The sequence below is a fragment of the Streptomyces corchorusii genome, from assembly GCF_001514055.1.
In the GTDB taxonomy this organism is placed as follows: domain Bacteria; phylum Actinomycetota; class Actinomycetes; order Streptomycetales; family Streptomycetaceae; genus Streptomyces; species Streptomyces olivaceoviridis.
Map to the genome: position 1 here is coordinate 54617 of NZ_KQ948353.1, position 24029 is coordinate 78645.

Sequence of the window (24029 nt, forward strand, 5' to 3'; positions counted from 1 at the left end):
TCCACACCACCGAGAGGTCACGGGTCCCCTTCAGAGCGCGGTACCCGTCTCCTGCGCCAGCGCCCGCAGCAGACGGTCCTGGAACGCCTCGTCATGGACCGCGCGGTGCGGCTCCTGCCGCTCGCGGTGGTACCAGTACCCGCCGGTGGTGAGCGCCTCGGGGTCGTCGCCGGCGGCCAGCCACTCCTGCGTCCGATGGCCGAGTTCGAGGTCGTCCGGTGCGTTCGGCCCGCCCATCTTCGTCGGTACCCAGCCCGGGTCCACGGCGTTGCCGAGCACGCCGGGGCGGAGGCGGGCCACCGCGGTCGCGAGTGTCGTGACGAACAGCTTGCTGTCGGCGTACGACCCCGCGCTCCGTCCCCGCCAGTCGACACCGTCGAGCAGGGGCCGGCCGCCGAAGTGCGAGCCGCTGCTGAGGTACACCAGGCGCCGCGGGCCGCGGAGCAGGGCCGTCAGCAGGTACGGGGCGACGATGTTGACCGGCATGACGGCCGGCCCGCTCCAGACCCCGGCGTTGTGGATGACGGCGTCGAGCGGCTCCGCGTCGTTCAGTTCGGCGGCGATGCGCCGTACGGCGTCGCGGTCCGTGAAGTCGCCGACCACGAGGCGCGCCCCGCGGCCGACCAGCGGGTCGAGGGCCGCCGCGCGCTCCTCGCTGCGGGCGTGCACCACGACCTCGTGTCCGGCGGACAGCAGCGAGTCGGCCGCGGCACGTCCGAGGCCGTCCGCGGAGCCGGTCACCAGGATCCGGCTCAAGGCCGCACCTCCTGCCGTCCGCGCGATGTCCGGGAGGACGCCACCGCTGGGAGTGTGAGGGCCGCTTCGGTATCGTGCCGGACTGCTCCTCGCATGGGAATGCCTCCTTCCGTCCGGGCCGGTCCCCGGGCCGGTCCGGGTGCCGGGTCCGTGTGCGCATACGCTGCCGGGAGGGGAGGAGCCCGGCGGCTCCTCCCCATTGTCAGGCTGCGAAGACCTGCTTCGCGGTCGTGATCGCCGTCATGGCCTTGGGCCAGCCGGCGTAGAAGGCGAGGTGGGTGATCGCCTCGATGAGTTCGGTCTCGGTGACGCCGTTCTCCTTCGCGCGTCCGAGGTGGAAGCGGAGCTGGTCGGCGTCGCCCCCGGCGACGAGCGCGGCGACGGTGATCAGGCTGCGGTCGCGGGCGGCGAGCTCGGGGCGGTTCCACACGTCCTCGAACAGGACGTCGTCGGTGAGCTCGGCGAGCTTCGGGGCGAAGTCACCGAGGGTACGGCGCCCGCCGCCGGTCTGGAGGGGCTGGTCGGTCATCGGAGGTCCTTGTCGGTTCGGCGCGGGTCAGCGGCTGCGGGGGCGGTGGTACTGCTCGTCGGTGACGGGTTCGTTCCAGGTGGTTTCCTCGCTGCCGTCGCCCTTGCCCTCCCACATCGCGATGTGTTCCATGAAGCGGTCGGCGGTGGCGCCGTGCCAGTGTTCCTCGTTCGGGGGGCAGGTCACGGTCTCGCCGGGGTGCGCTTCGAGGACGGTGCCGTCGCGGGTGCCGATCAGGGCGATGCCGGAGACGACGTGCAGGGTCTGGCCCAGGACGTGGGAGTGCCAGTGGGTACGGGCGCCCGGGGAGAAGCGGACCATGTTGGCACGCATCCGGGAGGGCTCCTGGCCGGCGTAGAGCACGTCGAACCAGACGTCGCCGGTGAACCAGTGCGCGGGGGCCTTGACCGTGGCCTGCTGTTTGACGAATTCCATGGTGCGTCCCTGTCGGAGGTGCGGGTTCGGGGATGGATCAGGCGGCGAAAGGACGCCTCGGGCCCGTCGGCGATCTTCTCGGGCGCAGCCGCCGTCATCGAGGAGACCGCAGGCCGGTGGGGTGGGGAAGGGCCTGCTGTTCCAGGTACTGACAGGACCCCCCACACGCGCGGCATCCGGCATAGCCTGACCATCGTGAGACCGGAGAGCGATGTCCGCGAGTTCCTGTCGTCCCGCCGCGCCAGGATCACCCCGCAGCAGGCGGGCCTGCCCGCGTACGGCGGCAACCGGCGCGTGCCGGGTCTGCGCCGGGAGGAAGTCGCCCTGCTCGCCGGTGTCAGCGTCGACTACTACGTCCGCCTGGAGCGCGGCCACCTCGCCGGCGCCTCGGAAGAAGTCCTCGGCGCCGTCGCGAACGCCCTCCAGCTCGACGAGGCCGAACGCGCCCACCTCCACGACCTGGCCCGCGCCGCCGCCAAACGTCCCGTCCGGCGCACCAGACGCAGTGGCCCGCTGCCGGACAGCGTCCTGCGCGTCCTTGAGTCCATGACCGACTCCCCCGCCTTCCTGCGCAACGGCCGCCTGGACATCCTGGCCACCAATCGCCTCGGCCGCGCGCTGTACTCCCCTCTCTTCCCCGACCGCACCACCCGGTCGGTCAACATCGCCCGGTTCCAGTTCCTCCACCCACGAGGCCGGGACTTCTTCCCGGACTGGGAGGAGTCCGTGAACACCACCGTGTCCCTGTTGCGCACCGAGGCCGGACGTGCCCCGCACGACAGCGGCCTGACCGGGCTCATCGGCGAACTCGTCACCCGCAGCGAGGAGTTCCGCACAGCCTGGGCCGAACACAACGTGCGCCTGCACCACACCGGCCGCAAGTCCTTCCGGCACCCGGCCGTCGGTGCCCTCACCCTGGACTTCGACGCCATGGAACTACCGGCGCTGCCCGGCCTGACGCTCACCGCCTACAGCGCCGCCCCCGGTACACCGGAGCACGAGGCCCTGCGGCTCCTCGCCTCCTGGTCCGCCACGCAGGAGACGGACGTCCCGGTCCGGCCCGCTCCGGCGGACGACCGCTAGCCGCCGGCTGACTGCCCGTCCGGTGGACACGGTCACCGCCGCGTGGGCTCCGGGCCGGTCCAGCCGGCGGTTCCGACGCAGGCTTCGTTGCCTTCCGGGTCGGCCAGCACCCAGTGCGACGGCGCATGGGCATCGCTCACCAACCGGCCGCCGACGGCAACGGCCGCCGCTATGCGCGCTTCGGCCTGGTCATAGGGCACCCAGACGTCGACGTGCACCCGGTTGCGCTGCGGACGTGGTGAGTCCATCCGCTGGAAATAGAAGGGCGCCCCGCGGCGGTGCGGGTCGATCAAGTCCTCAGGGCTGTTCGCTCGATCGGTGTAGCCGAGCAGCGCACGCCAGAACCGCACCACATCCGGCCCCGCGAGCGCGTCGACGGTGACCTGGACGGTCTGAACGGCGGACGGGTCCGCCGGGATCCCGAGCGTGCGCGCCAAGGCCGATATGCCCCGGGCGAGTTCGACGTCCCGCTCGCTCAGTCCGTAGAAGTCGTCGGTGAGCGTGATCAGTCGCACGGTCACGCCGTCGTATCGCACGTCGATGTCGGGGTGTCCCGCCTCGGCGTCGGGCAGTTCGCTGATCGCCTGCACGAGTCTCGCACCAGCGGCCAACGACCCCGCGCGGAAATACGCACAGGCCCCCTCACCCAGGACACGCCAGTCCTCCAGGCCCTCGGTCTCATGGAACCGCTGCGGCCGGACACGCTCGATCTCACCCTCGACGTATGTCACGCGTTCAATCTAGCGGGCAGGACTGACAACGCCCTCGCGCGCCGGGTCCGGTGCGTGAGGGCGGACACGTACGCGCGGCGACCCGGCGGGCGCGTTACGGGCCGTCCGCGCCCGCCCCGCGTAGCCGAAGGAGGTATGCCGCGGTCAGCGCGACGGCACGGTCCGTGTCATGTGACAATGCCACGAGGGCAGTTGTCGCCCTCGTTCCCGGGATGCCCGCCAGCGCCTGGGTCAGCCGCCCGCGTGCAGGTGCTTCGGTCGTGTCGTGGGCCAGGCGGTCGACGAGCATGGCCGCGATCTGATCCGCCGTCGCGGTGTCGGCGGCCAGCACGCCCAGCGCATCGGCCGCGTCGGTGTCGTTCCTTCCCGACACGATCATGTCGATGAGCGTCGGGACCACATCCACCGCACCACGTGTGCCGAGTGCCAGAGCCGCGTGCCCGCGCACCACGGCATCGGGGTCCGCGAGCGCGTTCCGCAACTGCTCGGAGGCTTCGGCACCGGGCATCTCGGCGAGGCACTGGACGGCACGTTCCCGCACCGCGGCCACCGGTGAGCCGAGGCCCTCCGCCAGCAGCGCCGTGCCTCCGTCGCCGGATCGCGCCAGCGCCCATCGAAGGGCTCCGGCGACGTTCGGCTCTGTCTCGCCGAGTGCCGCCTCGACCAGGGCCTCCACCGGTACCGGAACCTCGTCGGCCGAGGAGAGGGCCGCGCGCTGGCGCGCATCGGCGCTCTTCGACCCGAGCGCCTGGAGCAGCGCGACGACTTGGAGGGCGTCCTCCCAGCCGGCGGGGTCCGCGGCGCGGATGCGGCGGAGGCGTGTGAGCAGCTCGGTCTCGGCCGCGATGCGGTCGCGCGTCTGACGGACGAGGTCGTCGACGAGCGCCGAGGGGGTGAAGCCGGGATCGTCGAGCGCGCGTGCGATCTCGCGCAGCGACAGTCCCAGCGACCGCAGGCTCTCGATGTGGAAGATCCTGCGCATGTCCTCGCGGGAGTACTCCCGGTATCCGGAGCCGGTACGGCCCGAAGGGCGCACCAGACCGAGCGACTCGTAATGCCGGAGCATGCGGGCGCTGACCCCCGACCGCCGTGCCACCTCACCGATCAACACGCCTCATCGTTCCTCCTGGCCGGGCCCGCCGAGGGCTACGACGCGCTTCGCCTCCTCGATCGCGAAGTCGAACCCGGCGTCCGGGTCGCGCAGCAGCCGTTGTGTGGCGAGCGCGTGCGCCCGGGTGCGCGGGTCAGGGGCCATCGTCGCAGATCGGAGAGCCGGCACGATCACTTCACCCAGTGCGACCAGTGCCCGGCTGAGACTCAGCCGCGTCTCCCGCTCACCGCGCCCGAGCTGCGTCGCCAGCGCCGTGGCCAACGCGGATTCCTCGCCTTCCGGCACGAGCACGACGGCGGCGCGCCAGGCGCTTCGCGCCACCTCGTCGTCGGCGTCGGACAGGAGTGTCCGTGTGATCGCCGGCCATGCCTGACGGTCCCCGATCTTGGACAGTGTGTGCAGCGCCTGGCTCCGGGCCTGCGGGCGCTCCGAGCGGACCTCGCGGAGCAGTCCGGGCAGCGTCACGGACACCGGATGGCGGGTGAGCGCCCAGGTCAGCATGTCGCGGACGAAGAACTCGGGCTCGATCGCGCTTCGCTCGATGAGCTTGTCGACGAAGCGCGGGTCGGGTGTCGTGCCGATCGTCATGGCGGCCCGCAGCCGCACGGACGGCCGGCTGTCCTCCAGCCGCTGGAGCACTCGTACCGCATCCGTGTCCTGTCTCGGGATCGTCATCGAGACCACCTCCTCGACGAGCAGTGAAGACCTTGTCACCGTGTCAAGGTCAAACAGCCCGCTGCGCGGAGGTACGGCGGCCGGGCCGGGCCGGGCCGGCAGGAGCGCCGAGTCAGGCCGGGCTCCGCGCCCGTACCGGTGGGCCCGTGGAGTGGGAGCCGGGGACGGCCGGCGTCGGGACCCCGGCTGACTCGGCCGCGGCCGTGCAGGTGGGCTTGTTCTACCGGGACCTCGGCTCCGGCGTCCTCAGCCCGGCCGACATGGCTCCACCGGCCGGCACGCACCGCGCGGTCATGGCTACCGGTGCTCGGGGTTCTCGTAGTCGTGGCGGCAGCCGGCGTCCCAGGCGGTGCGCTGGTTGCCGTAGGCGGGGATGCCTCCCAGGTCCTTCAGCGCCCGCGCCAGGTGCAGCAGGTTCCAGGTCATGAACGTGGTGTTGCGGTTGGTGAAGTCGTTCTGCGGCCCGCCCGAGCCGGGGTCGAGGTAGGACGGTCCGGGCCCTGCCTCACCGATCCATCCCGCGTCGGCCTGGGGAGGGATGGTGTACCCCAGGTGCTGGAGGCTGTAGAGGACGTTCATGGCGCAGTGCTTGACGCCGTCCTCGTTGCCGGTGATCAAGCAGCCGCCGACACGGCCGTAGTACGCGTACTGACCGGCGTCGTTCAGCAGACTGGAGCAGGCGTAGAGGCGCTCGATCACCTGCTTCATCACCGAGCTGTTGTCGCCGAGCCAGATCGGTCCGGCCAGCACGAGGATGTCGGCCGCCATGACCTGCCGGTACAGGTCCGGCCAGGCGTCCGTCTCCCAGCCGTGGTCCCTCATGTCGGGCCACACGCCGGTGGCGATGTCGTGGTCCACCGCCCGGACGACATCGACCCGTACGCCCTGGGCGGCCAGGATGCCGGTGCTCCGGTCGATCAGACCCTGGGTGTTGCTCGTCTCCGGCGAGCGCTTGAGGGTGCAGTTGATCACCAGGGCCCGCAGGTCGTCGTACCGGGCCGGAGGTGTCTCGGTAGACGGCGGCGAAGCGGTCATACGGTCCTCCCAGAATCCTGCCGCCACCCCTGCACGGCGGCGCGCCCGCATCCAGACCAAGCGTGTGGGCCGCCTCCGGCAGGCGCCACCACAACGCCTCCGAATGGCCGGGGCACCCCGCGCACCGGAAGCGGCCCGACAGCGGCTCGGGGGGGGCACCGACGGCCCGGAGGGGTTCGGGGGGCTAGGTCCTGTCGTCAAACTCCCGTCGTCCGCCCGGAGGGCGGGCCGCGCGGCGTCAGGTGCGTGCTCTGGGGGTCCCCCCGGCCGAAGGCTGGGGGAGTGCCGGGCCCTGGCCCTCGTACTGGATGTACTTGGGTCGGGGCCCGGTGCGGCGAGAGTGCGTGCATGGCGTCGCGCGGCAGACGGGAGTTTGACGACAGGGCCTAGGAAGGGCGCCCGCCGAACTGCCAGTTGTGCACCTCGACGGCGTCGTACCGGTCCGGGGTCAGGAGGGCGCGTGCCGTGTCCGGGTCCGCAGCGCGGACCAACGCCGCCGTCCCCAGCCAGGTGGCGCCGTCGTCCGACAGCAGCGGCCCGTAGGCGATCAACCCGTCCCGGTCGGAGGGGACTGCGAGGTCGGCGGCTTGCCCCGAGCCGAGTCCCAGTACCAGGTACCGGCTGCCGCCGGTCCGGCCGCCGGGGAAGTCCCACATGCTGCGCCCCAGCGTGTTGCGCCACCGTCGCAGCAGCACGTCCCGGTAGACGCCGGCCTGGTGGTTCGGCTCGTCGAAGGCGAACGCGCGGGCAGCGGCGGGGTCGGGCAGGTCGACGATGTGCACGCTGCCGGTGGGTGTGTGGCCGTCGGCGGCCAGGGTCGGGCCCCGGGCGATCATCTCCTTCGCGTACTGGTCCATGTACGACCAATGTTCCTCCCGTAGCTCCTCGCGCAGGGGCAGGGAGCCGGGCCGGTCGCGGTGGTAAGAGAGGAACTCCATGCCCAAGGATCTCCGCACGGGGGTGACCAGGTCGAACGGGTTTCACAGCGCTGCCCCTCGGCGGCATGGGTGGTGCCTGGCTAGTCCGCGGCGGCGGGTTCCGGCGCCGCGCCCGGGCGCGTACCGGAATCGGCCGGCTGCCGCTTCCCGTGCCTGTCCAGCGCCGCGAGGGCCAGGGTCACGGTGACCGAGGCGGCTGCCATCAGCGTCATCGCCGTGGCCGGGGAGGTCAGCTGGGCCAGCGTGCCCGCGAGGGCGGCGCCGACGCCCTGGAGTGCGGCCATTCCGGTGGCGTGCAGGCCGAGGGCCTGGCCCGCGAGGTCGTCGGGGGTGAGGGACATCAGGCGTTCCTGGAGGACCAGGCTCGCGGCGAAGCCGACGGAAGCGACGGTGACGGCCACGGCCGACAGCGCCACTCCCGGCCGTAGCACGAAGAACAGGTAGGGAGCCGCCAGCAGCAGCCGCAGCGGGATCGCGAGACGGGGGCGCACCGCGGGCGGTACCAGGCGGCCCACCGCCATGTCGCCCAGGAACATGCCCAGGGCCCCGAACGCGTACAGCGTGCCGGCGGCTGCGGGGGCGTAGGAGACGTAGAGCGAATCGCTCCCGACCACCAGGCCGTTGGGGACCCACAGGCCCAGGTACGTCAGGCGGCGCGGGCGCGAGGACCACAGGAGGGCGTTGGTGCGCCAGGTCGCGGAGACGGACGGGCGGCCGGAGGAGCGCGGCGGGCGGGCCGTGAGACTCAGGCGGGTGACGAGGGCCGACACCAGGTACAGCGCCGCCGCGAGGAGCAGACACGTTCGCGGGGACAGCAGCGCCAGCAGTGCGCCGCCCGTCGCGAACCCGCCCACCTGCGTCAGGCCCCAGAGCATGTTGAAGACCGAACGGCCCAGGACGTAGCCGTCCTTGGACAGGATCTCGTTCAGCAGTCCCCCGCGCACTCCCCCGCCCAGCGAGGCGACCAGCCCCTGTGCGACGACGACGGCGAAGACCGCCCAGACCGGCAGGCCGGGCAGCGCCAGCACCGCCGTGGCGCCCGCGAAGGCGAGGGCGAGGCCGGACAGGATCGCACGCGAGGGCAGGCGGTCGGCGCCCGAGAGCAGGAACGCGGCCCCCAGCAACTGCGCCAGTTGCGGGCCGAACATGCTCACCGCCGACAGGAGTGGGGAGCCGGTGACCCGGAAGACCAGCGTGCCGAGGGCCAGGCCGCCGATCGTCTGGGCCGCGGCGAAGGCGGCGAAGGAGAGCAGGAACGGGGTGAACTCCGGGGTGCGGAACAAGGCTCGGTAGCTGCGCATGCGTCGCAGTCTCGGAGCGGTCCTCGGGCCGTGTTTAATGTTTCGGCCACAGACGAAAGATCGTACGCATGGGCCTCTGGCAGATCGGCACCGACACCCTCGCCCGCAGCCGGTTCGTGCTCTCCCCCTTCGCCGAGACCTTCGCGAGCCTGAAGCTGCTGCACGCGGGAACCGGCTCCCACCCGGGCGAGGAGGCATGGCTGCGCGCGCACCTGCCCGGCTACCGCGCGCGCCTCGCGACCGACCCGGTGGCCGCGCATCTCGTGCGGGCGGCACTCGGCACCTCGTGGATCGCCGACTTCTTCTGCCCCACCTCATGCGTCGGCGAGAGCTTCGAGGGGACCGTGGCCCGGGTGCGGGCGGCGGGGGCCGACCAGGCGCGGGCCAACCTCCGCGTGTCCCTCCGCGGCCCGCTGCCCGCGGCCCTGGAGCGTGACGACCTGCCCGAGCGGGCGACCGCGCTGCTGACCTCCGTCTGGGAGGAGACCGTACGGCCGTACTGGGACCGTCGGCGGCGCATCCTGGAGGCCGACATGGTCGCGCGGACCGCGCGGGTGAACCAGGGAGGCTGGGCGGCCGTGCTGGACTCGCTGCGGCCGGGGATGCGGTGGCTCGGGGAGAGCCGGTTCCAGGTCAACCCGCACGCGTATCCGCCCCGGGAGGTGGCCGCCGGGGCCGAACTGCTGTTCATGCCGGTGACGCCGAGGACCGGGTGGGTGTCGTGGGAGGGGCGGGAGCGGTACGCCGTCGTCTACCCGTGTCTCGGCGTACTCGCCGAGGACCACGACCGGCGGCCCGTGCCGGCCGGGCTCGGGGCGCTCATCGGGACCGCGCGGGCCGGATTGCTGACGCTGCTCGGCACTCCCATGAGCACGACCCAACTGGTCGCCGTGACCGGGCAGGCGCTGGGGTCGGTGGGCGGGCACCTGCGGGTGCTGCTGGACGCCGGTCTGGTGGAGCGACGGCGCGCCGGACGGTCGGTGCTGTACGTCCGGACGGTGGCCGGGGAGATGCTCCTGGAGGCGTCGGGGCCGGTACCCGTCACCCGGAGCCGGAACCGGGAGAGGGGGTAAGGCACCGCGAGACGGCGTGGGCTCAGTCGGGGGGAGGCACATGGGCGGTCTCTCCAGAACCGAGCTCTTCGGCGGACTTCACTCACAACGCCTCGATGCCCGAAGGAGTGTGAACGCGTCATCCACGGGGCGGATTGTCTCCTGGACCCGGCCCGGACCCGGGCCCGGGCGTGGGTGTGCGGGGTCGTCGAGCAAGGCGTCAGGCCCAGGCCGGCGGCATTCCCGCTTGCTCGCCTCCTCACCGATGTGGGAGCCTCCACCCAGCGTCCGGCATGTACCCACTCACGGCGAAGGACTGAAGCCAATTGATCACGGCGTCCCGCAGCGGTCGCCGTCGGCACTGAGCCGTCTCCGTCAGGGGCAGCGCTCACCGGTGCCGCGTCCGTCTCCTCACGGCGGCCCGACGATGCGGTGGCCGAACCACCGCCCCGCCTCCCCTGTTCGGAGGCGGTCCCCGGCCGTGGCCGGTACGCCGGCCTTGCGCGTTGTTACCGTTCCGCCGGTGCGGCGGCAGCGCGCTCCGTCTGTATCCCCAGTGAGGACAACACCGTGGACATCGCCGTCCAGAGCTTTGCCGTCGCCAACCTCCGCCGCCGCCCCGCAGCGGTCGAGACCGGCGGCTTCGTCGCGGGATTCGATCCGGCGACGACCAGCCCCTACGTCAACTACGCGACCCCCGTGCCCGGCGTCCGTCCAACCGACCGGGACGTCGCCGCGCTGATCGAGGCGTTCCGCGAACGCGGACTCACGCCACGGCTGGAGTTCGCCCCCGACGCCGCGCCTGCCGTGGCCCCGGCACTGCGCCGGGCGGGCTTCACCACGGAGGCGGTGCACGCATACATGGTCTGCACTCCCGGCACGTTGACCCCGCGGCCGAACGGCCACCGGGCAGCCGCCGGACCCGCCGTGGAGATTCCGCGCACGGATGAGGACTATGCGGCGATCGACGCTGCCCTGTCCGAGGCGTTCGCCGGTGACTTCACGCCCTCTGCCGAAGGTGCCGCCCGGCTGCGGCGCACTCAGGAGAACGGCGGTGCCGTCCGGTTCGTCCGGGCTCCCGACGGCGGATGCGCCGGGGCGGCCTCCTGCTCGGCGCCGGCCGTGGGCACCTCCGAGCTGGCGGGTGTGGGGACCCGGCCCGCCTTCCGGGGCCGCGGAGTCGCCGCCTCGGTCACGTCCGCGCTGACCGAGGCCATGTTCCGTCAAGGAGCACGATCGGTCTGGCTGGAGTACTCGGGCGAAGGGTCCCGCCGCGTGTACGAACGCGTCGGCTACCGGCCCCAAGGCACTCGTCTGTACATGAGCCTCGAAGGGTGACCGCTCACGTACAGGGCGACCGGTAGGAAAGGCTGCCCAAGCGGTGTCGCCACTGCGCGCGGCTGAGGGCGTTGCCGGTCGTGTCGCAGATGTGGTGCACGACCCGGTCGATGTCCAGGTCCCACAGCCTGATCGTGCCGTCCTCGCCTGACGTCGCCAGCGTGTGGCTGCCAGGGCCCAGTACGGCCCTGTCGACCGTGCCGGTGTGGCCCACGAGCGCGTCGCCCGTGGTGGAGGGACGCGCCGGGTCGGTGACGTCCCACAGTCTGATCATGCCGTCCGTGGTGCCGGTGACGAGGGTGCGTCCGTCGGGGCCGAACGCGAGGGCGGAGACGAGGCCGGCGCTGTCGGTGGGCGGACTGAGCGGCCTGGGATGGGCAGCACGGGCGACGGTCCACAGGCGGAGGGTTCCGTCGGCGGTGGCCACGGCGAGCGTGTGTCCGTGCGGGGCGAACGCGACCAGGTCGCCGGTGAGGGCGCCGGCGACGGGTGCCGGGTGGGACGGGTCATGGACGTCCCACAGCTTGACCTTTCCCGTGGAGTCCGCCACGGCCAGGCTGCGTCCGTCCGGGCTCAGCGCCAGGGAGGGCTCGTCGGGGGCGTAATCCTCATGGGGGTCAGCGGTGCCGAGGAAGCGAGGACGGCCCGGATCTCCGACATCCCACAGCCTGATCCTGCTCTCGGCCTCGGCCTGCGTCTCACCGAAGACCAGGTTGGTACCTTCGCCCCCTTCCGCGCTGCCGGTGCCGCCGAGAGGGAACGCCTTGAGCGGCTCCTGCTCGACCTCCGCCATCACGCGGCCGTCCGCGCTGAAGGACACGGCGCCGATCACGCGGTCGCGCCTGACCGATGTGCGGCCCAGACGCCGGGGGTGTGCCGGGTCGCCGACGTCCCACAGTCGTGTGCCGCCGTGCGGTTCCGCGACGGCAAGCAGCCGGCCGCGGGGCGCGAACACGGCGTAGGTACCCGGAAGGGCACCCAGGCGCCGGGGGTGCCGTCCCTCGGACGTGTCCCACAACCTCACTTCCTCGGGACCGCAGGTGGTGACCATGCTCCGCCCGTCCGGGCCGATCCCGCCCACCGAGCCCTCGGAGCACTCCGTGAGCACGGGCGGCAGGCTCCACACCCGGATGACCCGGTCGTCGGTGATGAGGCTGTACCTGTCGCGGCCGAAGATCACGGCGATGCCGTTGTAGGAGGTCTGGCCCAGCGGCTCTCCCAGTCGCGTCGGTGCCCTGTCGTCGTCGTCCGGCATGTCCCACAGTTGGACTCCGTTGTCCCCCGCCACCGCCACCGTCCCGCCGTCGGGGCTGAAGGCCACAGCGGCGACCTCGGATCCGTCGGCGGTTTCGAGCGGTGTGGAGAGGCGTTCCGGGTGGCGGGGGTCGGCGATGTCCCAGAGCCGTACCAGCCCGTCGTCCTCCACGGCCAGCATGCGCCCGTCCGGGCGGAACACCACGTCCTGGGGTGCGGAACCGAGACGCAGGGTGCCCAGTGCCCGGGGTCGCGTGGGATCGGCCGTGGTCCACAGCCGCGCGGTGCCACTCCCGATGCTCGCTGTGGCCAGCAGGTGGCCGTGCGGGCTGAAGGCGGGGAGGTCGCCGGGCAGGGAGCGGTCGAGCGGTTCGGGATGCCTGGGGTCGTGGAGGTCCCAGAGGTAGACGCGTTGCCCGCCTGCGGCGAGGAGGCGTCCGTCGGGGCTCAGCGCCACCGTGTTCCCGACGGTGTCGCCGGGCAGTTCGAACGTCGCGAGGCCGGCGGGGTGGCGCGGGTCGGAGGTGTCCCACAGCCGGAGCCTGCCGTCGGCGTCGTCCTCGGCCGCCAGCAGGGTTCCGTCCGCGCTGAGCGCCACGACCGATCCGCGCAGGGAACGGCCCACGAGCGTCGGATGGCTGACGTCACGCGTGTTCCAGAGCCGGACGGCACCGTCTGCCTCCGCGAGGGCCAGCAGGTGCCGGGACGCGTCGGCGGCCACCCGGCCGTTGCCGCCGCTGGAATCCTCGTCGGCGCTGCCGCTCCGGTCGGGGGTCTCGGAGAACAGCGGCGAGTTGGCGGCGCCCAGCAGACTCGTGTACGTGCGCGGTGACCGGCGCATCCGGTACGACGCGATGTCGAGCTGGGCCGCCAGCGAGACGTTCTGCACTTGCGGCGGCAAGTGGGTACCGCGCAGCTGTTCCGCCTCGGCGGCGATCTGGCGGGACACGGCGACGGCACGCTGGGTGCGGGCCGTCGCGCGCTGCTGGAAGGCGACGACCGCCGCCGCGGCGGCCACGAGTACCAGAGCGGTCAGGCCCGCGACCAGGGACCGCAGGCGGCGGGTGGTGCGCGCGGCGGCGCGCTGCTCGCCGAGGCGGGCTTCCACGCTCGCCGTCAGGAAGGCGTTCTCCAGGCCGGTCAGATCGCCGCGGTCGGTGAACGTCTCCTCGGCCGCCGCCAGTCGGGTGCCCCGGTAGAGCGCACCCGCGTCCCGGTTCAGCGCGTCCCAGGCCTGCGCCGCCTCGGTGAGCCGGCGATGGGCGCGCAACCGTTCGCGGTCGGCGTCGATCCAGCCGCGCAGCCGGGGCCAGGCCGTGATGAGTGCCTCGTGCGCCAGGTCGACGGTGTCGTGGTCGAGCGTGACCAGGCGTGCGCGGGCCAGCCGCTCCAGGACGGTCGCACTGTCGCCGGGGCTGGCCGCGCCGATCTCCGCTCGGCTGACAGGGCGGCGGGTGTCCTGGGTGCCGTCGCCCGGAGCGATGAGCCGCAGCAGTACGCGGCGTGCCGCCTCGGCCTGGCCGGGGCTCAGCCGGGAGAAGACACTCTCGGCGGTGCGGGCGACGGCGCCGTGCAGGCCGCCGGCCCCCTCGTAGGCGGCCTCGGTCAGGGCGCGGCCCTTGCGGCGGTGCCACGTCTCCAGCAGGGCGTGTGACATCAGCGGCAGGGCGCCGGGTTCGCCCTCGACCTCGTCGAGGATCCGGGCGGTCAGGGAGCGCTCCACGATCAGTCCACCGGCCTGGGCGGGCCTGACCACCGCCTCGCGCAGCTCATCGCGGGTCATGGGCCCGACCAGCACGCTGCCGTCCTGGAGCGCGGAGGTCAGTCCGGCGTGCTCGGCGCAGCGGCCGAGGAAGTCGGCGCGTACGGCGATGACCACACGGAGCCGGCCGGCGAGGTCCGTGGCGGTGAGGAGCCGGTCGATGAACCGGTCGCGTTCAGCGGGGTCGGCGCACAGGGTGTAGAGCTCTTCGAACTGATCGACGATCAGCCACGTGTCCCCGGCGTCATCGTCCGGCACCAGGCGCCGGCCGTGCGTGCGCATCGGGTGGGCACCCGGGGTGAGGACGCGCAGCGCGGCCGGCCGTGGCCGGTCCACGGCCGGTGTGCGCAGGCGGGGGATCAGGCCGGCGCGCAGAAGGGAGGACTTGCCGCTGCCCGACGGCCCGAACACCGCGGTGAACCGGCGGGAGGCGGCGAGTTCGAGCAGGCGGTCGGTGAGCTGCTCACGGCCGAAGAACAAGTCGGCGTCGCCGGGTTCGAAGCGGGCCAGGCCACGGTAGGGCGCCTCGGCGTCCTCGTCCTCGGCGCGCGGCTCGGCCGCCACTTCCGCGGCCACCTCACGCCACCGCGTCTCCCACTGCTCCGGATCACCGCCGCACGCCCGGACATAGGCCAGCACCACGGGCAGCGTCGGCAGCCGGTCCCCGGCAGCCGCCTGCGACAGGGTGCTCGCCCCCTGCCCCGTGCGCTGCGCCATCACACGGTAGGTGGGGTTTCCGGCCTCCGACCGCACCTTGCGCAACTCGGCGGCGAACCGTGCCACCGGCCCCGCGGTCGGGTCGACCGGGTTCTCCCGACGCCCCGCCATCGACAGCTCCCCTCCCCGTCCCGCCTCCCCCGTGGACGCGGCGCCGTGGCCCGAGAAGCTACCGCACCTCCGCGCAAGGGCAAACCGCAGCCACCGTCTTCGGTCGACGCCCCGCTGCCTGCCCCACAGCGTGCGGCGGCCATTGATCAGACCGGCACAACCGGCTGCCCAATCAATCCCACGGGCGGAAAAGTCGAGGTCACACGGCACGGACGGGCTGTCCGGCCGGGAGAGCGGAAGGGAAGCGGAACATGAACGTGTACAAGCGGATCGCGCTCGCCACAGCGACCGCGGCGCTGGGTGCGGGACTTGCCGGGACCACGCCGGCGCAGGCGGTGGAGCGGCCCGGCACCGCGGTGCAGGCCGCGTCCGGGTTCCAGAACTGGTCGTGCGGCTACAACAGCGGCAAGGGGCTGGAGCCCCGTTCCCTGGCGCACGCCACCACGGACCACAAGCTCACGGTGGGACCGACGCTGGTCGAACTGCGGAACGCCAAGTCGCACGGCACCTGGTTCGCCTGGGCACGGGTGAACGCCGGCATCGACGCCGCGACCGGACCTGGGACGCAGGTCTGGTTCGACTGGTCCGACGACCACGGCCGCACCTACCACGCCTGCGGCAGCCCGTACCACAAGGTGATGCTGGACGCCGGGGTGGTGCAGCGCGAGAACGGTCCCACCTTCCAGGCGCACACCAAGGCGGTCAACTGGGTCCGGGGACGCTGGGTGAAGGTCTGCGGCGCCTACTGGCGCATGCACTCCAACGGCGTTCCGTATGTGGCGAAGAGCGCCTGTTCCAAGTGGTACGCCAGCTAGCACGCGGATAGGCGAGGCGGCGGCAGCCACCGCCGCGACCGGGCGCCTGACGATCGGCACCGTCGGCCAGGCCGCCGCCTCACCGTCCTGACCCGCCGCGGTCGGGGACGGAGGGCACAACGCGCGGCGGTCTTCCCGGCGTACCGGCGACGGCGGCGGTCGCCGTGCCCCGGCGACCACGCGAACCGCGTCCACGACCGCGTCCGCGACCAGGGGCAAGGGGTTGCTTCGCGGCGTCACGGCGACGGTCAACCCGACGGCGCGGCGACACCCACGAGACATCACCCAAGTGACGACATCGACGAGGAGTTTCCCATGACATTCGCGGTACGGCCTCGACACCGCAAAGGCACCGCGGCGCTGGGCGTCCTGACCGCCGCGCTCGCGGCGACCGGCATGCTGGTCGGCACGCCGAGCCCGGCGGTGGCGACCACCACCACCTCCGAGGTGAGACTGGCGCAGACCGACCTCAACGGCCTGGCCTACGACGCCGGGACGGTCGACGGCATCCCCGGCGCCCGGACCAAGGCGGCCACCGCGTCCTTCCAGAGCGACCGCTGCCTGACCGTGGACGGGGCGATCGGCCCGCAGACCCTCGGCGGCCTGCGGAGTGTGGTCAAGCAGGTCCAGGTCAAGGCCAGGGTCACCGCGGACGGAACATACGGCTCCGACACCACCGGCGCGGTGAAGCGGTACCAACGTGCCCACCACCTCGACGCCGACGGCATCGCCGGACCGGACACCATGAAGTCCATGGGCATCACCCGTGTGGTGCCCGGATGCCACACCACGGGCGCGCTGCGCAGCAAGATCGTGAGGATCGCGAAGAGCCAGATCGGAGTGACGGAGGGCCGGGGGAAGTGCGTGCCGGGCAAGCCGTACAGCATCTGCGCCGACTGGTGCGCGGCCTTCGCCACGTGGGTGTGGCGCGACGCCGGCGTACGCGTTCCGTTCATGAAGTCCGTGCCCGGCGTCTACGACTGGGCGGTCGCCCACGGCAGGTGGGTGGGCACCAGCCGGCTGTCCACCGCCCGGCCGGGTGACTTGATCATCTTCGGCCACGCCGGCTACCGCTACCACATCGGCGTCGTCGACCAGGTCAGTGGCCGCTCCGTCCGGGTGATCTCCGGCAACACCGCCGACCCCCACGGCTCCGGCCGGATCGGTGTCTACGACAAGACCTACCCGCTGTCCGGCTCGGTCTTCTACGGCCTGGTCCGCCCGTAGTCCGGCACCCGTCATGGGCGGGCGGCCCTCACGGCCGCCCGCCTTCGCGCACGGGCCGTCATCGATGTGCGGCCGCGCCCTGGAGCGGCAGCGTGTGCTCAGGCCGGCAGCCTGGCTGTCAGTGGCGGCACGTACGGTCTGCGTATGACTGATGAGTGGTGGGCGGACGTACGACGGCGGGTCGAGGCGGCGGGGGCGGCGCCCGGGGGCAGCGAGGTGTTCGGGGCGCTGGGGCACAGGTGGGTCCTGGAGGACCCGCTCACCCCGGGCGAGTTGGCCGAACTCGAAGCTCAGGTGGGTGTGCGGCTGCCGGAGGAGTACCGGGCCTTCCTGCTCCACGTCGGCGCGGGCGGCGCCGGCCCCGCCTACGGCCTGTTCCCGGTGCGTCGCGTACAGGGCCGTTGGCGTTGGGAGGGCGACGGCGCGGACCTTGCCGACCTGTCGACGCTCGCCGAGCCGTTTCCCGACCGGGGTCCGGACCCGCGGCTGCTCGACGACGTTCTCGCCCAGCGCCCCGAGGAAGAGGACTTCGACGCCATCGAGGACTTCGACGACGCCATCGAGGCGTGGGACGAGCGGTGGGAGACCGTCATGTTCGCCCCGGAGCGCACCGCCGGGGCGATCGTGATCTCCCACCTCGGCTGCGCCCAAAGAGAGTGGCTGGTCATCAGCGGCAGCCATCGCGGCACGATCTGGTCCGACTGCCGGGTGGACGACGTCGACCTCGCCCCGCTCCTCCACGACGACGGCACTCCGGTGAGGTTCGCCCGCTGGTACACCGACTGGCTGGAGAAGGCGGAGCGCACGGCTCTGGCGATACCGTAGGCCGTTCCCGCCCGCGCCGCGGGAGGAGTCGCTCGCGGCCGGCCGCAGGGTGCTCAGGCTGTCCGCGGGCCACGGAATCCCTTTGCCGCGGTGGAGGGTGAGGCATTAGAGTCGATCATGTGACTGCCGGGTCGGCCATGGGCCATACACGAGTGAGGCACCCGGCCTCGGCGTGAGCACGAGGCGGGTGAGAGCCCCGCCGCTTCTCCGCGTCTTCCCTCCAGCGCCCGTACGCGGCGCCCCGCGGCGGATCCAAGACCCGGAGACACGTCCCCCCATGACACCTGATCAGCAGCGTCGGCACGAACTCGCCTCGCCGGCCACCGTCCAGCTCAACCACACCGCCATTTACGCCACGGATCGTCAACTGTCGGCCGAATTCATCGCCGCGATCCTCGGTCTGGAGGTCGGCGCCCCCTTCGGGCCGTTTCTTCCCGTCGACCTGGGCAACGGCGTCACACTCGACTACTACGAGAAGCGCGACGAGCCGATCCAGTCGCAGCACTACGCGTTCCTCGTGCCCGACGATCGGTTCAGCACCATGATCGCCCGCCTGGAGGCGGTCGGTGTCACCTACTACGCCGACCCCGGCCACACCGAGCCCCACCGGATCAACCGTCTCTTCGGAGGCCGCGGCGCCTACTTCGAGGACCCGGACGGCCACAACATGGAGATCATGACGCGGCCGTACGTCCGGCCGTAGGAGGCCACCGAGCGCCTGGGCAGCGCCGGCTTGCTCGGAGCCGGCCTGCGCAGGCCGCACACGGCGGGTGCCGGTCAGCCGGAAGTGGCGGCGACCGCGAGGCCGAGGCCGATCAGGGCGGCGCCCGTGGTCAGCCCGAGCGCACGGCGGATCCGTGGCCCGTGGAGGACCCGCTCCGCCTTGGACAGCAGGAACACGTAGCCGCTGAGCCAGGCGACGGTGAGCGTGCTGTGGAGGAGCACGAGGAGCGCCATGGCCCAAGGAGCGGGTAGCTGAGGAGGGGCCAGCGTGGGCAGCAGCCCGGTGTAGAAGACGGCGATCTTCGGGTTGAGGGCGTTGCCGACCAGGCCGGTCCGCCAGGCGTTCCCCACGGCGGCGGGACCGGCATCCGTTCGGCCGGCCGGTGCCGGGCGGCGGTGCTGCCACAGCGCCTGCGCGCCCAGGAAGACCAGGTAGCCGGCGCCCAGGAGCTTGACGGTCAGGTAGGCCGCGGGTGAGGCGGCGAGCACGGCCGCGAGCCCCGCCACGGTCAACGCGCCCCAGAGCAGCAGCCCGGTCACGATCCCGCCCACGGTACGCAGCCCGTCCCCGGGCCCGGCCACCAGCGCACGCCGGGTCACCACCGCCATGTCCGGGCCGGGCACGAGGGTCAGCAGCCCCAGGACGCCGATCGCCGCCATGAAGTGGGTCAGCACGCCGCCGCCCTCCCGGAGTGCGGGTTGGCGGCGGTGCCCTCGGTGCTCAACAGCACGACGACCGAGGACGGCCCCAGCCCCAGCGCCCTACGGCGCTCCTCGGCCCCCACGCCGGTGAGCGCCGCGCGCAGACCGGCGAGCGACGCGGCCCCGCAGGGGCCCGAGGAGACACCGGCGGCGGCCAGCACACCCGCCGCGCGGGCGCTGTCGGCGTCCGCGACGGCGACAGCGGCGTCCAGCCCGTCGCGCAGATGGGGCCACGCGATGCTGGACGGGGTGCCGCAGTTCAGCCCGGCCATGGTGGTCGTACCCGTGGGGACGCTGACGGGTGCGCCGAGGGTGAGGCTCTCCAGGACGCACGGCGCGGTCTCCGGCTCCACCGACAGCAGCGCCGGGGCGTGCCCGCAGGGGCGGCTGCGGTAGTGCGTGACCACGGCCTGTGCCAAGGATCCCACGCCCACCGGTATGGAGACGAGGTCGGGGCCTTCGGAGACCCCTTCGGCCGTCAACTGCTCGTCGATCTCCGCGCAGAGGGTGGAGTAGCCCTCGACGATCCACCGCGGGATCTGCTCGTAACCCGGCCAGGCGGTGTCCTGGACCAGGACCGTGTCCGGCGCGGCAGCCGCCTCGGCCGCCAGGCGCACGGCCTCGTCGTACGGCCCCGGGACCTCGGTGACCTTCGCCTGTTCGGCGACGATGGCCGCCACGGCCCGGGGATGGACGCCCTGCGGAACGAAGACGTGGGCCTCCTGACCGAGGCGGCGCGCCATGCGGGCCACCGCGCGGCCGTGGTTGCCGTCGGTGGCGGTCACGAGGGTGACCGGGGCCGGTTCGCCACCGTTCGCCGCCCGCTCGGCAAGGGTGCGGTGGACCGCCCAGGACGCGCCCAGGGCCTTGAACGCGGGCAGCCCCAGTCGGCACGACTCGTCCTTGACGAAGACCCGGCCGACGCCCCACGCGTCCGCGAGCGACGGGAGTTCGGTCAGCGGGGTGGGCGCGTAGTCGGGCAGCGAGAAGTGGAAGGCCCGCACTTCGGCCGGCGCGGGTTCACACCGCCAGGCACGGGCGTCGGGGCGCGCGAACCACGGCAGCGGACGGGAGGGGGAGGTGTTCTCAGGCACAGTGTTGTCAGGCACAGGACCAGGGTGCGGTGCGCCCCTACGATCGGTCCAGCGAATGTTTTCGACCTATACTCATCGGCAGAACCGAACGAACGGATGCGGGGAACGAGATCGACGAATCGACCCGGTCGACCGATCGGCTGTCGGTCCGCGAGGGCGAGGGAGGCGGGCGTGCCATGTTCGATCTGCACCGACTGCGCCTGCTCAGGGAACTCAAGCACCGCGGCACTCTGGCGGCCGTCGCCGCCGCCCTGTCCTACGCCCCCTCCTCGGTCTCCCAGCAGCTCTCCCAGTTGGAGACCGAGGTCGGCGTCCCGCTGCTGGAACCGGTCGGGCGGCGGGTACGGCTGACCGAGCAGGCCGAGATCCTCGTCGCCCACACCGAGGCGATCCTCGAACGCCTGGAGCGCGCGGAGGCGGACATCGCCGCCTCGCTGTCCGACCTGACCGGCACGCTGCGCGTCGCCGCGTTCCAGACAGCCGCCCTGGCCCTCGTACCGACCGCGCTCGGCCTGCTGCGTGACCAGCACCCGCACCTGCGCGTCCATGTCACGCACATGGAACCGGAAAGGGCCCTGCCCGCGCTGCTGGCCCGCGACTTCGACCTCGTCCTCGCCGAGGAGTACCCCGGCAACCCCAACCCGCGGCCCGCCGAACTCGAACAGGAGGACCTGCTCGACGACCTCCTGCACCTCGCCCTGCCGAAACCGGCCGGCACCGGGGAAGCCGACGGCCCGACCGCGGCGCTGCGTTCCCTCGCCGACCACCCCTGGGTGATGGAACCCGAGGGCACCGCCGCCCGGCACTGGGCCATGACCCTGTGCCGCAACGCCGGCTTCGAACCGGACGTACGGTTCGAGACCACCGACCTGCTGCTCCACCTCCGCCTGGTCGAGCAGCAACACGCCGCGGCCCTCCTGCCCGGCCTCGTCTGGGCCGGGCAGTCCCCGACCGTCACGCTGCGTCCGCTCCCCCGCGGTCAGCGCACGCGCCGCATCTTCACCGTCGTACGCCGTGGCCGCGGCCGGCACCCCGCCGTGCGGGCATGCCGGGAAGCCCTCCACCGAGCGGCCGGCCAGCGCTCCAACCGCGCCTGAGGGAACCAAGGCGGCGGCAGGCAGTTCCATCGGTGTCCACGCGGGCCGACGCGATGTGCGGGACGAGGCACGGGTCGAGCATCACAGAACCACGTCGTGTGCGGGGCAGACCTACGTGGATGCGCGGAGCCGGAGTTCCGCGCGGGCCACGAGGTCGTCGGGGGCGAGCGGACTGTCGCCGGTCAGGAGACGGGCCGCTTGTTCGACGGCGAGTGCTCCGAGCCGGCGGATGTCCAGAGCCACGCTGGACAGTGGGGGCTCGACCAGCGTGCCGAGCGTCACCCCGTCGAAGCCGATCACGGCCAGGTCGCGCGGAACCAGGCGTCCGGTCCGGCGCGCGGCACGGAGCGCGCCGATGGCGATGACGTCGTTGAAGGCGAAGACGGCGGTCACGTCGGGGTGTTGGGTGAGCAGGTTCTCCAGTGCCCGCTCGCCGCCCTCCACGCTCTGCTCCGCGCGGCACACCGGTCCGTCGCCGAGTCCGCAGGCGGTCAGCGCGTCGGCGAACCACGCGTGCCGCACGCTCGGCTCGGCCCGGGCGGCGTGGTCGAGCATGCCGATGCGCCGGTGCCCTGCCCGGACGAGGTGGGAGACGGCCGCCCTGACCCCGTCCCTTCCGTCGATGCGGATGGAGCTGAAGCGTTCGGCGTCCTCGCCCCGGTCGATGAGGACGACCGGCAGCCCCCGGGTCCACTGCTCGATCTCGCTCTCGGTCCGGCTGAAGTAGCCGACGACCGCGTCCACTTGGGAGGCGATCACCTGGAGGGTGCCGAGCTCCTCCTGTGCGCTGTCCGCGGTGTCGTAGACCAGGACGTGCCATCCGCGGGCGCGAGCGGCTTCCAGCGCCGCCGCGGCGACCTCGGTGAAGAACGGGTTGAGCAGGTCGGGGATCACGAGACCGACGCTGATCGTGTCCTGGCGCACCAGCCCCCTGGCGAACCGGCTCGGTCGGTATCCCAGCGTCCGCGCGGCTTCGAGCACCCGCTGCTTGGTGGAGTCGTCGATCTCCCCCTTGTCGTTCAGCGCGCGTGACACGGTCTGCCGGGACACCCCGGCGGCACGGGCGACATCGTGGATCGTCACCCTGCGGGACTCGGTCCCGGACGGCACAGTCACCCACCTCCCCATCGTGATCCGAGAGTCTTGACACTCAACCGCACCCGAGCGCACACTTCCGAACGTTTCACAGCGCCCGTGAACGTTCCCGTGAACGCTCACGGACGGAAGTTACCGGAGCTCGCCCATTCCCGCCACGGTGTCCGGGGACCGAATCCGCCACCGTCGCGCCCGTCCATGTCCACCGCGGCATCCCGCCTGAGTGAGTCAACGTCGACCCGGCCGGCGCCAGTCGCCGGTCGTTCTCGGGAACGGAAAACATGAGCAGCACAGTCATGCGCACCCGCCTCGCCACCGTCGCCGCGGCAGCCGGTGTCGCCGTACTCGCCGCATGCTCCTCGCCCGCTCCGTCGGGCGAGGCGTCGGCGGCGTCCTGCACGCCCTCCAAGGGCAAAGTCACCCTCCAGTACTGGAACACCGTTCCGGGCATGGACAAGGTGGTGGACCTGTGGAACCAGCGGCATCCGGACATCCAGGTCGAGACGAAGAACATCTCCAACGACCAGTACGGCACCCTGGGAAACGCCCTGAAGGCGGGGAAGGCGCCTGACCTGGCGCAGGTCGGCTACGACGAGCTCCCCAACCTCCGCACCCAGAACGCCTTCGTGGACGCCTCGGCGTGCAAGGCGGCCACCGCGGCCAAGTCGAAGTTCGTCCCCTGGACCTGGTCCCAGACCAGCTTCGGCGGCACCGGTGTGTTCGCCATGCCGCAGGACACCGGCCCGATGGCCCTGTTCGTGCGCCGCGACCTCTTCGAGAAGTACCACGTCGCGATCCCCACGACCTGGGACGAGTACGCCTCCGCGGCACAGAAGCTGCACAAGGCGGATCCCGGCCTCGCCATCACGTTCTTCGATCCGAACAACGCCGAATGGTTCAACGGGCTGCTCTGGCAGAACGACGCGAAGATGTACGGCTACTCCGACGACAAGTGGCAGGTCACCGTCGACTCGGAGCGGAGCAGGCAGGTCGCGGCGTACTGGCAGAAGCTGATCTCCGGCAAGCTCGTGCGCACCGACCTCGCCAACGGTTCGACGCAGATGTACGCCGCTTACCAGAAGGACCGGATCGCCAGCTACGTCGGTGCCGCCTGGGGCTACAGCATGTTCCGCGACAACCTGCCCAAGCAGGCCGGCAAGTGGTCGGTCGTCCCGATGCCGACCTGGGGGACGGACGGCGCGTCCGGTGACTGGGGCGGGTCGACCGTCGCGTTCATGAAGGGCGGCAAGCACCTGTACGAGTCGGTGGAGTTCAACACCTGGCTGAACACCGACCCGGAGGCGCTCGCCATGGAGAACAAGCTGGGCGGCCTGTACCCCGCCGCCACTGCCGGTCTCCGACTCCCCGCGCTGGAGAAGGGCGTCGCGTACTACGGCAACGAGAAGATCTTCGACGTCTTCGCCGACTCCTCCAAGAAGATCGACACCAGCTTCGCCTGGGGCCCCACGCAGAAGACGGTGAACCTGGCGTTGCAGGACGCGATGGCCAAGGCGGCGGCCGGCGACGGCACGCTCACCGAGGCGCTCTCGGCCGCCCAGGACGCCGCGCTGACCTCGATGAAGGACCAGGCGATCCCGGTCACGGCGGGCAAGTGACCGCGGC

At 72.3% G+C, this 24029-nt stretch carries 22 protein-coding genes; 9 read left to right on the forward strand and 13 right to left on the reverse strand.

What is annotated here, in order from left to right:
• Positions 1 to 30: 30 nt before the first annotated feature.
• The 3 genes from AQJ11_RS07495 to AQJ11_RS07505 form a co-directional block, all read right to left on the reverse strand.
• Positions 31 to 756, reverse strand: coding sequence for an SDR family NAD(P)-dependent oxidoreductase (locus AQJ11_RS07495; protein ID WP_058083430.1), 726 nt, complete (start codon positions 754 to 756; stop codon positions 31 to 33).
• Positions 757 to 958: 202 nt separating this feature from the next.
• Positions 959 to 1285, reverse strand: coding sequence for a carboxymuconolactone decarboxylase family protein (locus AQJ11_RS07500; protein WP_014677021.1), 327 nt, complete (start codon positions 1283 to 1285; stop codon positions 959 to 961).
• A gap of 27 nt (positions 1286 to 1312) precedes the next feature.
• Positions 1313 to 1720, reverse strand: a complete 408-nt coding sequence (locus AQJ11_RS07505; RefSeq protein WP_059262328.1) for a (R)-mandelonitrile lyase — start codon at positions 1718 to 1720, stop codon at positions 1313 to 1315.
• 195 nt (positions 1721 to 1915) lie between these two features.
• On the opposite strand from AQJ11_RS07505, the gene AQJ11_RS07510 reads away from it, so the two are divergent.
• On the forward strand, positions 1916 to 2803 hold the full coding sequence (locus tag AQJ11_RS07510) for a helix-turn-helix domain-containing protein (protein ID WP_059262329.1): 888 nt from the start codon (positions 1916 to 1918) through the stop codon (positions 2801 to 2803).
• 32 nt (positions 2804 to 2835) lie between these two features.
• Here AQJ11_RS07510 and AQJ11_RS07515 read toward each other — a convergent pair whose 3' ends face one another.
• The 6 genes from AQJ11_RS07515 to AQJ11_RS07540 form a co-directional block, all read right to left on the reverse strand.
• Positions 2836 to 3534, reverse strand: coding sequence for a VOC family protein (locus AQJ11_RS07515; RefSeq protein WP_208616458.1), 699 nt, complete (start codon positions 3532 to 3534; stop codon positions 2836 to 2838).
• Positions 3535 to 3628: 94 nt separating this feature from the next.
• Positions 3629 to 4645, reverse strand: a complete 1017-nt coding sequence (locus tag AQJ11_RS07520; protein WP_059262330.1) for a MerR family transcriptional regulator — start codon at positions 4643 to 4645, stop codon at positions 3629 to 3631.
• Positions 4646 to 4648: 3 nt separating this feature from the next.
• Positions 4649 to 5320 (reverse strand): HEAT repeat domain-containing protein, encoded by a 672-nt coding sequence (locus AQJ11_RS07525; protein WP_059262331.1) that lies wholly within the window; start codon positions 5318 to 5320, stop codon positions 4649 to 4651.
• A 297-nt stretch (positions 5321 to 5617) separates the two neighbouring features.
• Positions 5618 to 6355, reverse strand: coding sequence for a flavodoxin family protein (locus AQJ11_RS07530; RefSeq protein ID WP_014677015.1), 738 nt, complete (start codon positions 6353 to 6355; stop codon positions 5618 to 5620).
• Positions 6356 to 6741: 386 nt separating this feature from the next.
• Positions 6742 to 7293: a YciI family protein gene (locus AQJ11_RS07535; protein ID WP_059262332.1), complete on the reverse strand. Its 552-nt coding sequence runs from the start codon at positions 7291 to 7293 to the stop codon at positions 6742 to 6744.
• 80 nt (positions 7294 to 7373) lie between these two features.
• A complete protein-coding gene (locus AQJ11_RS07540; RefSeq protein WP_058083423.1) occupies positions 7374 to 8594 on the reverse strand; it encodes an MFS transporter in 1221 nt (406 codons plus the stop codon).
• Positions 8595 to 8662: 68 nt separating this feature from the next.
• On the opposite strand from AQJ11_RS07540, the gene AQJ11_RS07545 reads away from it, so the two are divergent.
• Together AQJ11_RS07545 and AQJ11_RS07550 are read left to right on the forward strand one after the other, a co-directional pair.
• Positions 8663 to 9667, forward strand: a complete 1005-nt coding sequence (locus tag AQJ11_RS07545; RefSeq protein WP_059262333.1) for an ArsR/SmtB family transcription factor — start codon at positions 8663 to 8665, stop codon at positions 9665 to 9667.
• A 549-nt stretch (positions 9668 to 10216) separates the two neighbouring features.
• Positions 10217 to 10984 carry a GNAT family N-acetyltransferase gene (locus AQJ11_RS07550; protein ID WP_059262334.1) on the forward strand — a complete coding sequence of 256 codons (768 nt, stop codon included), beginning with the start codon at positions 10217 to 10219 and terminating at the stop codon, positions 10982 to 10984.
• 4 nt (positions 10985 to 10988) lie between these two features.
• Here the strand turns inward: AQJ11_RS07550 and AQJ11_RS07555 are convergent, their stop codons facing one another.
• Positions 10989 to 14828, reverse strand: coding sequence for an nSTAND1 domain-containing NTPase (locus AQJ11_RS07555; RefSeq protein ID WP_059262335.1), 3840 nt, complete (start codon positions 14826 to 14828; stop codon positions 10989 to 10991).
• Positions 14829 to 15079: 251 nt separating this feature from the next.
• On the opposite strand from AQJ11_RS07555, the gene AQJ11_RS07560 reads away from it, so the two are divergent.
• The 4 genes from AQJ11_RS07560 to AQJ11_RS07575 all read left to right on the forward strand — a co-directional run bounded on the left by AQJ11_RS07560 (position 15080) and on the right by AQJ11_RS07575 (position 18398).
• Positions 15080 to 15643: a hypothetical protein gene (locus AQJ11_RS07560; RefSeq protein ID WP_014677009.1), complete on the forward strand. Its 564-nt coding sequence runs from the start codon at positions 15080 to 15082 to the stop codon at positions 15641 to 15643.
• A gap of 315 nt (positions 15644 to 15958) precedes the next feature.
• Entirely contained in the window at positions 15959 to 16870 is a 912-nt protein-coding gene (locus tag AQJ11_RS07565) for a peptidoglycan-binding protein (RefSeq protein WP_059262336.1), read from the forward strand.
• Positions 16871 to 17014: 144 nt separating this feature from the next.
• A complete protein-coding gene (locus AQJ11_RS07570; RefSeq protein ID WP_059262337.1) occupies positions 17015 to 17695 on the forward strand; it encodes an SMI1/KNR4 family protein in 681 nt (226 codons plus the stop codon).
• A gap of 277 nt (positions 17696 to 17972) precedes the next feature.
• On the forward strand, positions 17973 to 18398 hold the full coding sequence (locus AQJ11_RS07575; protein WP_059262338.1) for a VOC family protein: 426 nt from the start codon (positions 17973 to 17975) through the stop codon (positions 18396 to 18398).
• A gap of 74 nt (positions 18399 to 18472) precedes the next feature.
• Here AQJ11_RS07575 and AQJ11_RS07580 read toward each other — a convergent pair whose 3' ends face one another.
• Both AQJ11_RS07580 and AQJ11_RS07585 read right to left on the reverse strand, forming a co-directional pair.
• Complete coding sequence (locus AQJ11_RS07580) at positions 18473 to 19093, reverse strand: LysE family translocator (RefSeq protein WP_059262339.1); 621 nt, start codon at positions 19091 to 19093, stop codon at positions 18473 to 18475.
• Positions 19087 to 20229: a diaminopropionate ammonia-lyase gene (locus AQJ11_RS07585; RefSeq protein WP_244218148.1), complete on the reverse strand. Its 1143-nt coding sequence runs from the start codon at positions 20227 to 20229 to the stop codon at positions 19087 to 19089. The genes AQJ11_RS07580 and AQJ11_RS07585 overlap by 7 nt, the downstream gene beginning before the upstream one ends.
• Before the next feature lie 161 nt (positions 20230 to 20390).
• On the opposite strand from AQJ11_RS07585, the gene AQJ11_RS07590 reads away from it, so the two are divergent.
• Positions 20391 to 21311, forward strand: coding sequence for a LysR substrate-binding domain-containing protein (locus tag AQJ11_RS07590; RefSeq protein WP_059262341.1), 921 nt, complete (start codon positions 20391 to 20393; stop codon positions 21309 to 21311).
• Between the two features lie 111 nt (positions 21312 to 21422).
• Here the strand turns inward: AQJ11_RS07590 and AQJ11_RS07595 are convergent, their stop codons facing one another.
• A complete protein-coding gene (locus tag AQJ11_RS07595) occupies positions 21423 to 22421 on the reverse strand; it encodes a LacI family DNA-binding transcriptional regulator (RefSeq protein ID WP_059262342.1) in 999 nt (332 codons plus the stop codon).
• Positions 22422 to 22687: 266 nt separating this feature from the next.
• On the opposite strand from AQJ11_RS07595, the gene AQJ11_RS07600 reads away from it, so the two are divergent.
• Entirely contained in the window at positions 22688 to 24022 is a 1335-nt protein-coding gene (locus AQJ11_RS07600; protein WP_244218149.1) for a type 2 periplasmic-binding domain-containing protein, read from the forward strand.
• Positions 24023 to 24029 lie beyond the last annotated feature (7 nt).

What these genes read in the sequence shown, in the direction of transcription:
- AQJ11_RS07525 (WP_059262331.1), bottom strand. Translation starts at nt 5,320, where the DNA reads ATGACGATCCCGAGACAGGACACGGATGCGGTACGAGTGCTCCAGCGG.
- AQJ11_RS07530 (WP_014677015.1), bottom strand. Translation starts at nt 6,355, where the DNA reads ATGACCGCTTCGCCGCCGTCTACCGAGACACCTCCGGCCCGGTACGAC.
- AQJ11_RS07565 (WP_059262336.1), top strand. Translation starts at nt 15,959, where the DNA reads ATGACATTCGCGGTACGGCCTCGACACCGCAAAGGCACCGCGGCGCTG.
- AQJ11_RS07535 (WP_059262332.1), bottom strand. Translation starts at nt 7,293, where the DNA reads ATGGAGTTCCTCTCTTACCACCGCGACCGGCCCGGCTCCCTGCCCCTG.
- AQJ11_RS07575 (WP_059262338.1), top strand. Translation starts at nt 17,973, where the DNA reads ATGACACCTGATCAGCAGCGTCGGCACGAACTCGCCTCGCCGGCCACC.
- AQJ11_RS07500 (WP_014677021.1), bottom strand. Translation starts at nt 1,285, where the DNA reads ATGACCGACCAGCCCCTCCAGACCGGCGGCGGGCGCCGTACCCTCGGT.
- AQJ11_RS07540 (WP_058083423.1), bottom strand. Translation starts at nt 8,594, where the DNA reads ATGCGCAGCTACCGAGCCTTGTTCCGCACCCCGGAGTTCACCCCGTTC.
- AQJ11_RS07545 (WP_059262333.1), top strand. Translation starts at nt 8,663, where the DNA reads ATGGGCCTCTGGCAGATCGGCACCGACACCCTCGCCCGCAGCCGGTTC.
- AQJ11_RS07560 (WP_014677009.1), top strand. Translation starts at nt 15,080, where the DNA reads ATGAACGTGTACAAGCGGATCGCGCTCGCCACAGCGACCGCGGCGCTG.
- AQJ11_RS07505 (WP_059262328.1), bottom strand. Translation starts at nt 1,720, where the DNA reads ATGGAATTCGTCAAACAGCAGGCCACGGTCAAGGCCCCCGCGCACTGG.
- AQJ11_RS07570 (WP_059262337.1), top strand. Translation starts at nt 17,015, where the DNA reads ATGACTGATGAGTGGTGGGCGGACGTACGACGGCGGGTCGAGGCGGCG.
- AQJ11_RS07600 (WP_244218149.1), top strand. Translation starts at nt 22,688, where the DNA reads ATGAGCAGCACAGTCATGCGCACCCGCCTCGCCACCGTCGCCGCGGCA.
- AQJ11_RS07590 (WP_059262341.1), top strand. Translation starts at nt 20,391, where the DNA reads ATGTTCGATCTGCACCGACTGCGCCTGCTCAGGGAACTCAAGCACCGC.
- AQJ11_RS07555 (WP_059262335.1), bottom strand. Translation starts at nt 14,828, where the DNA reads ATGGCGGGGCGTCGGGAGAACCCGGTCGACCCGACCGCGGGGCCGGTG.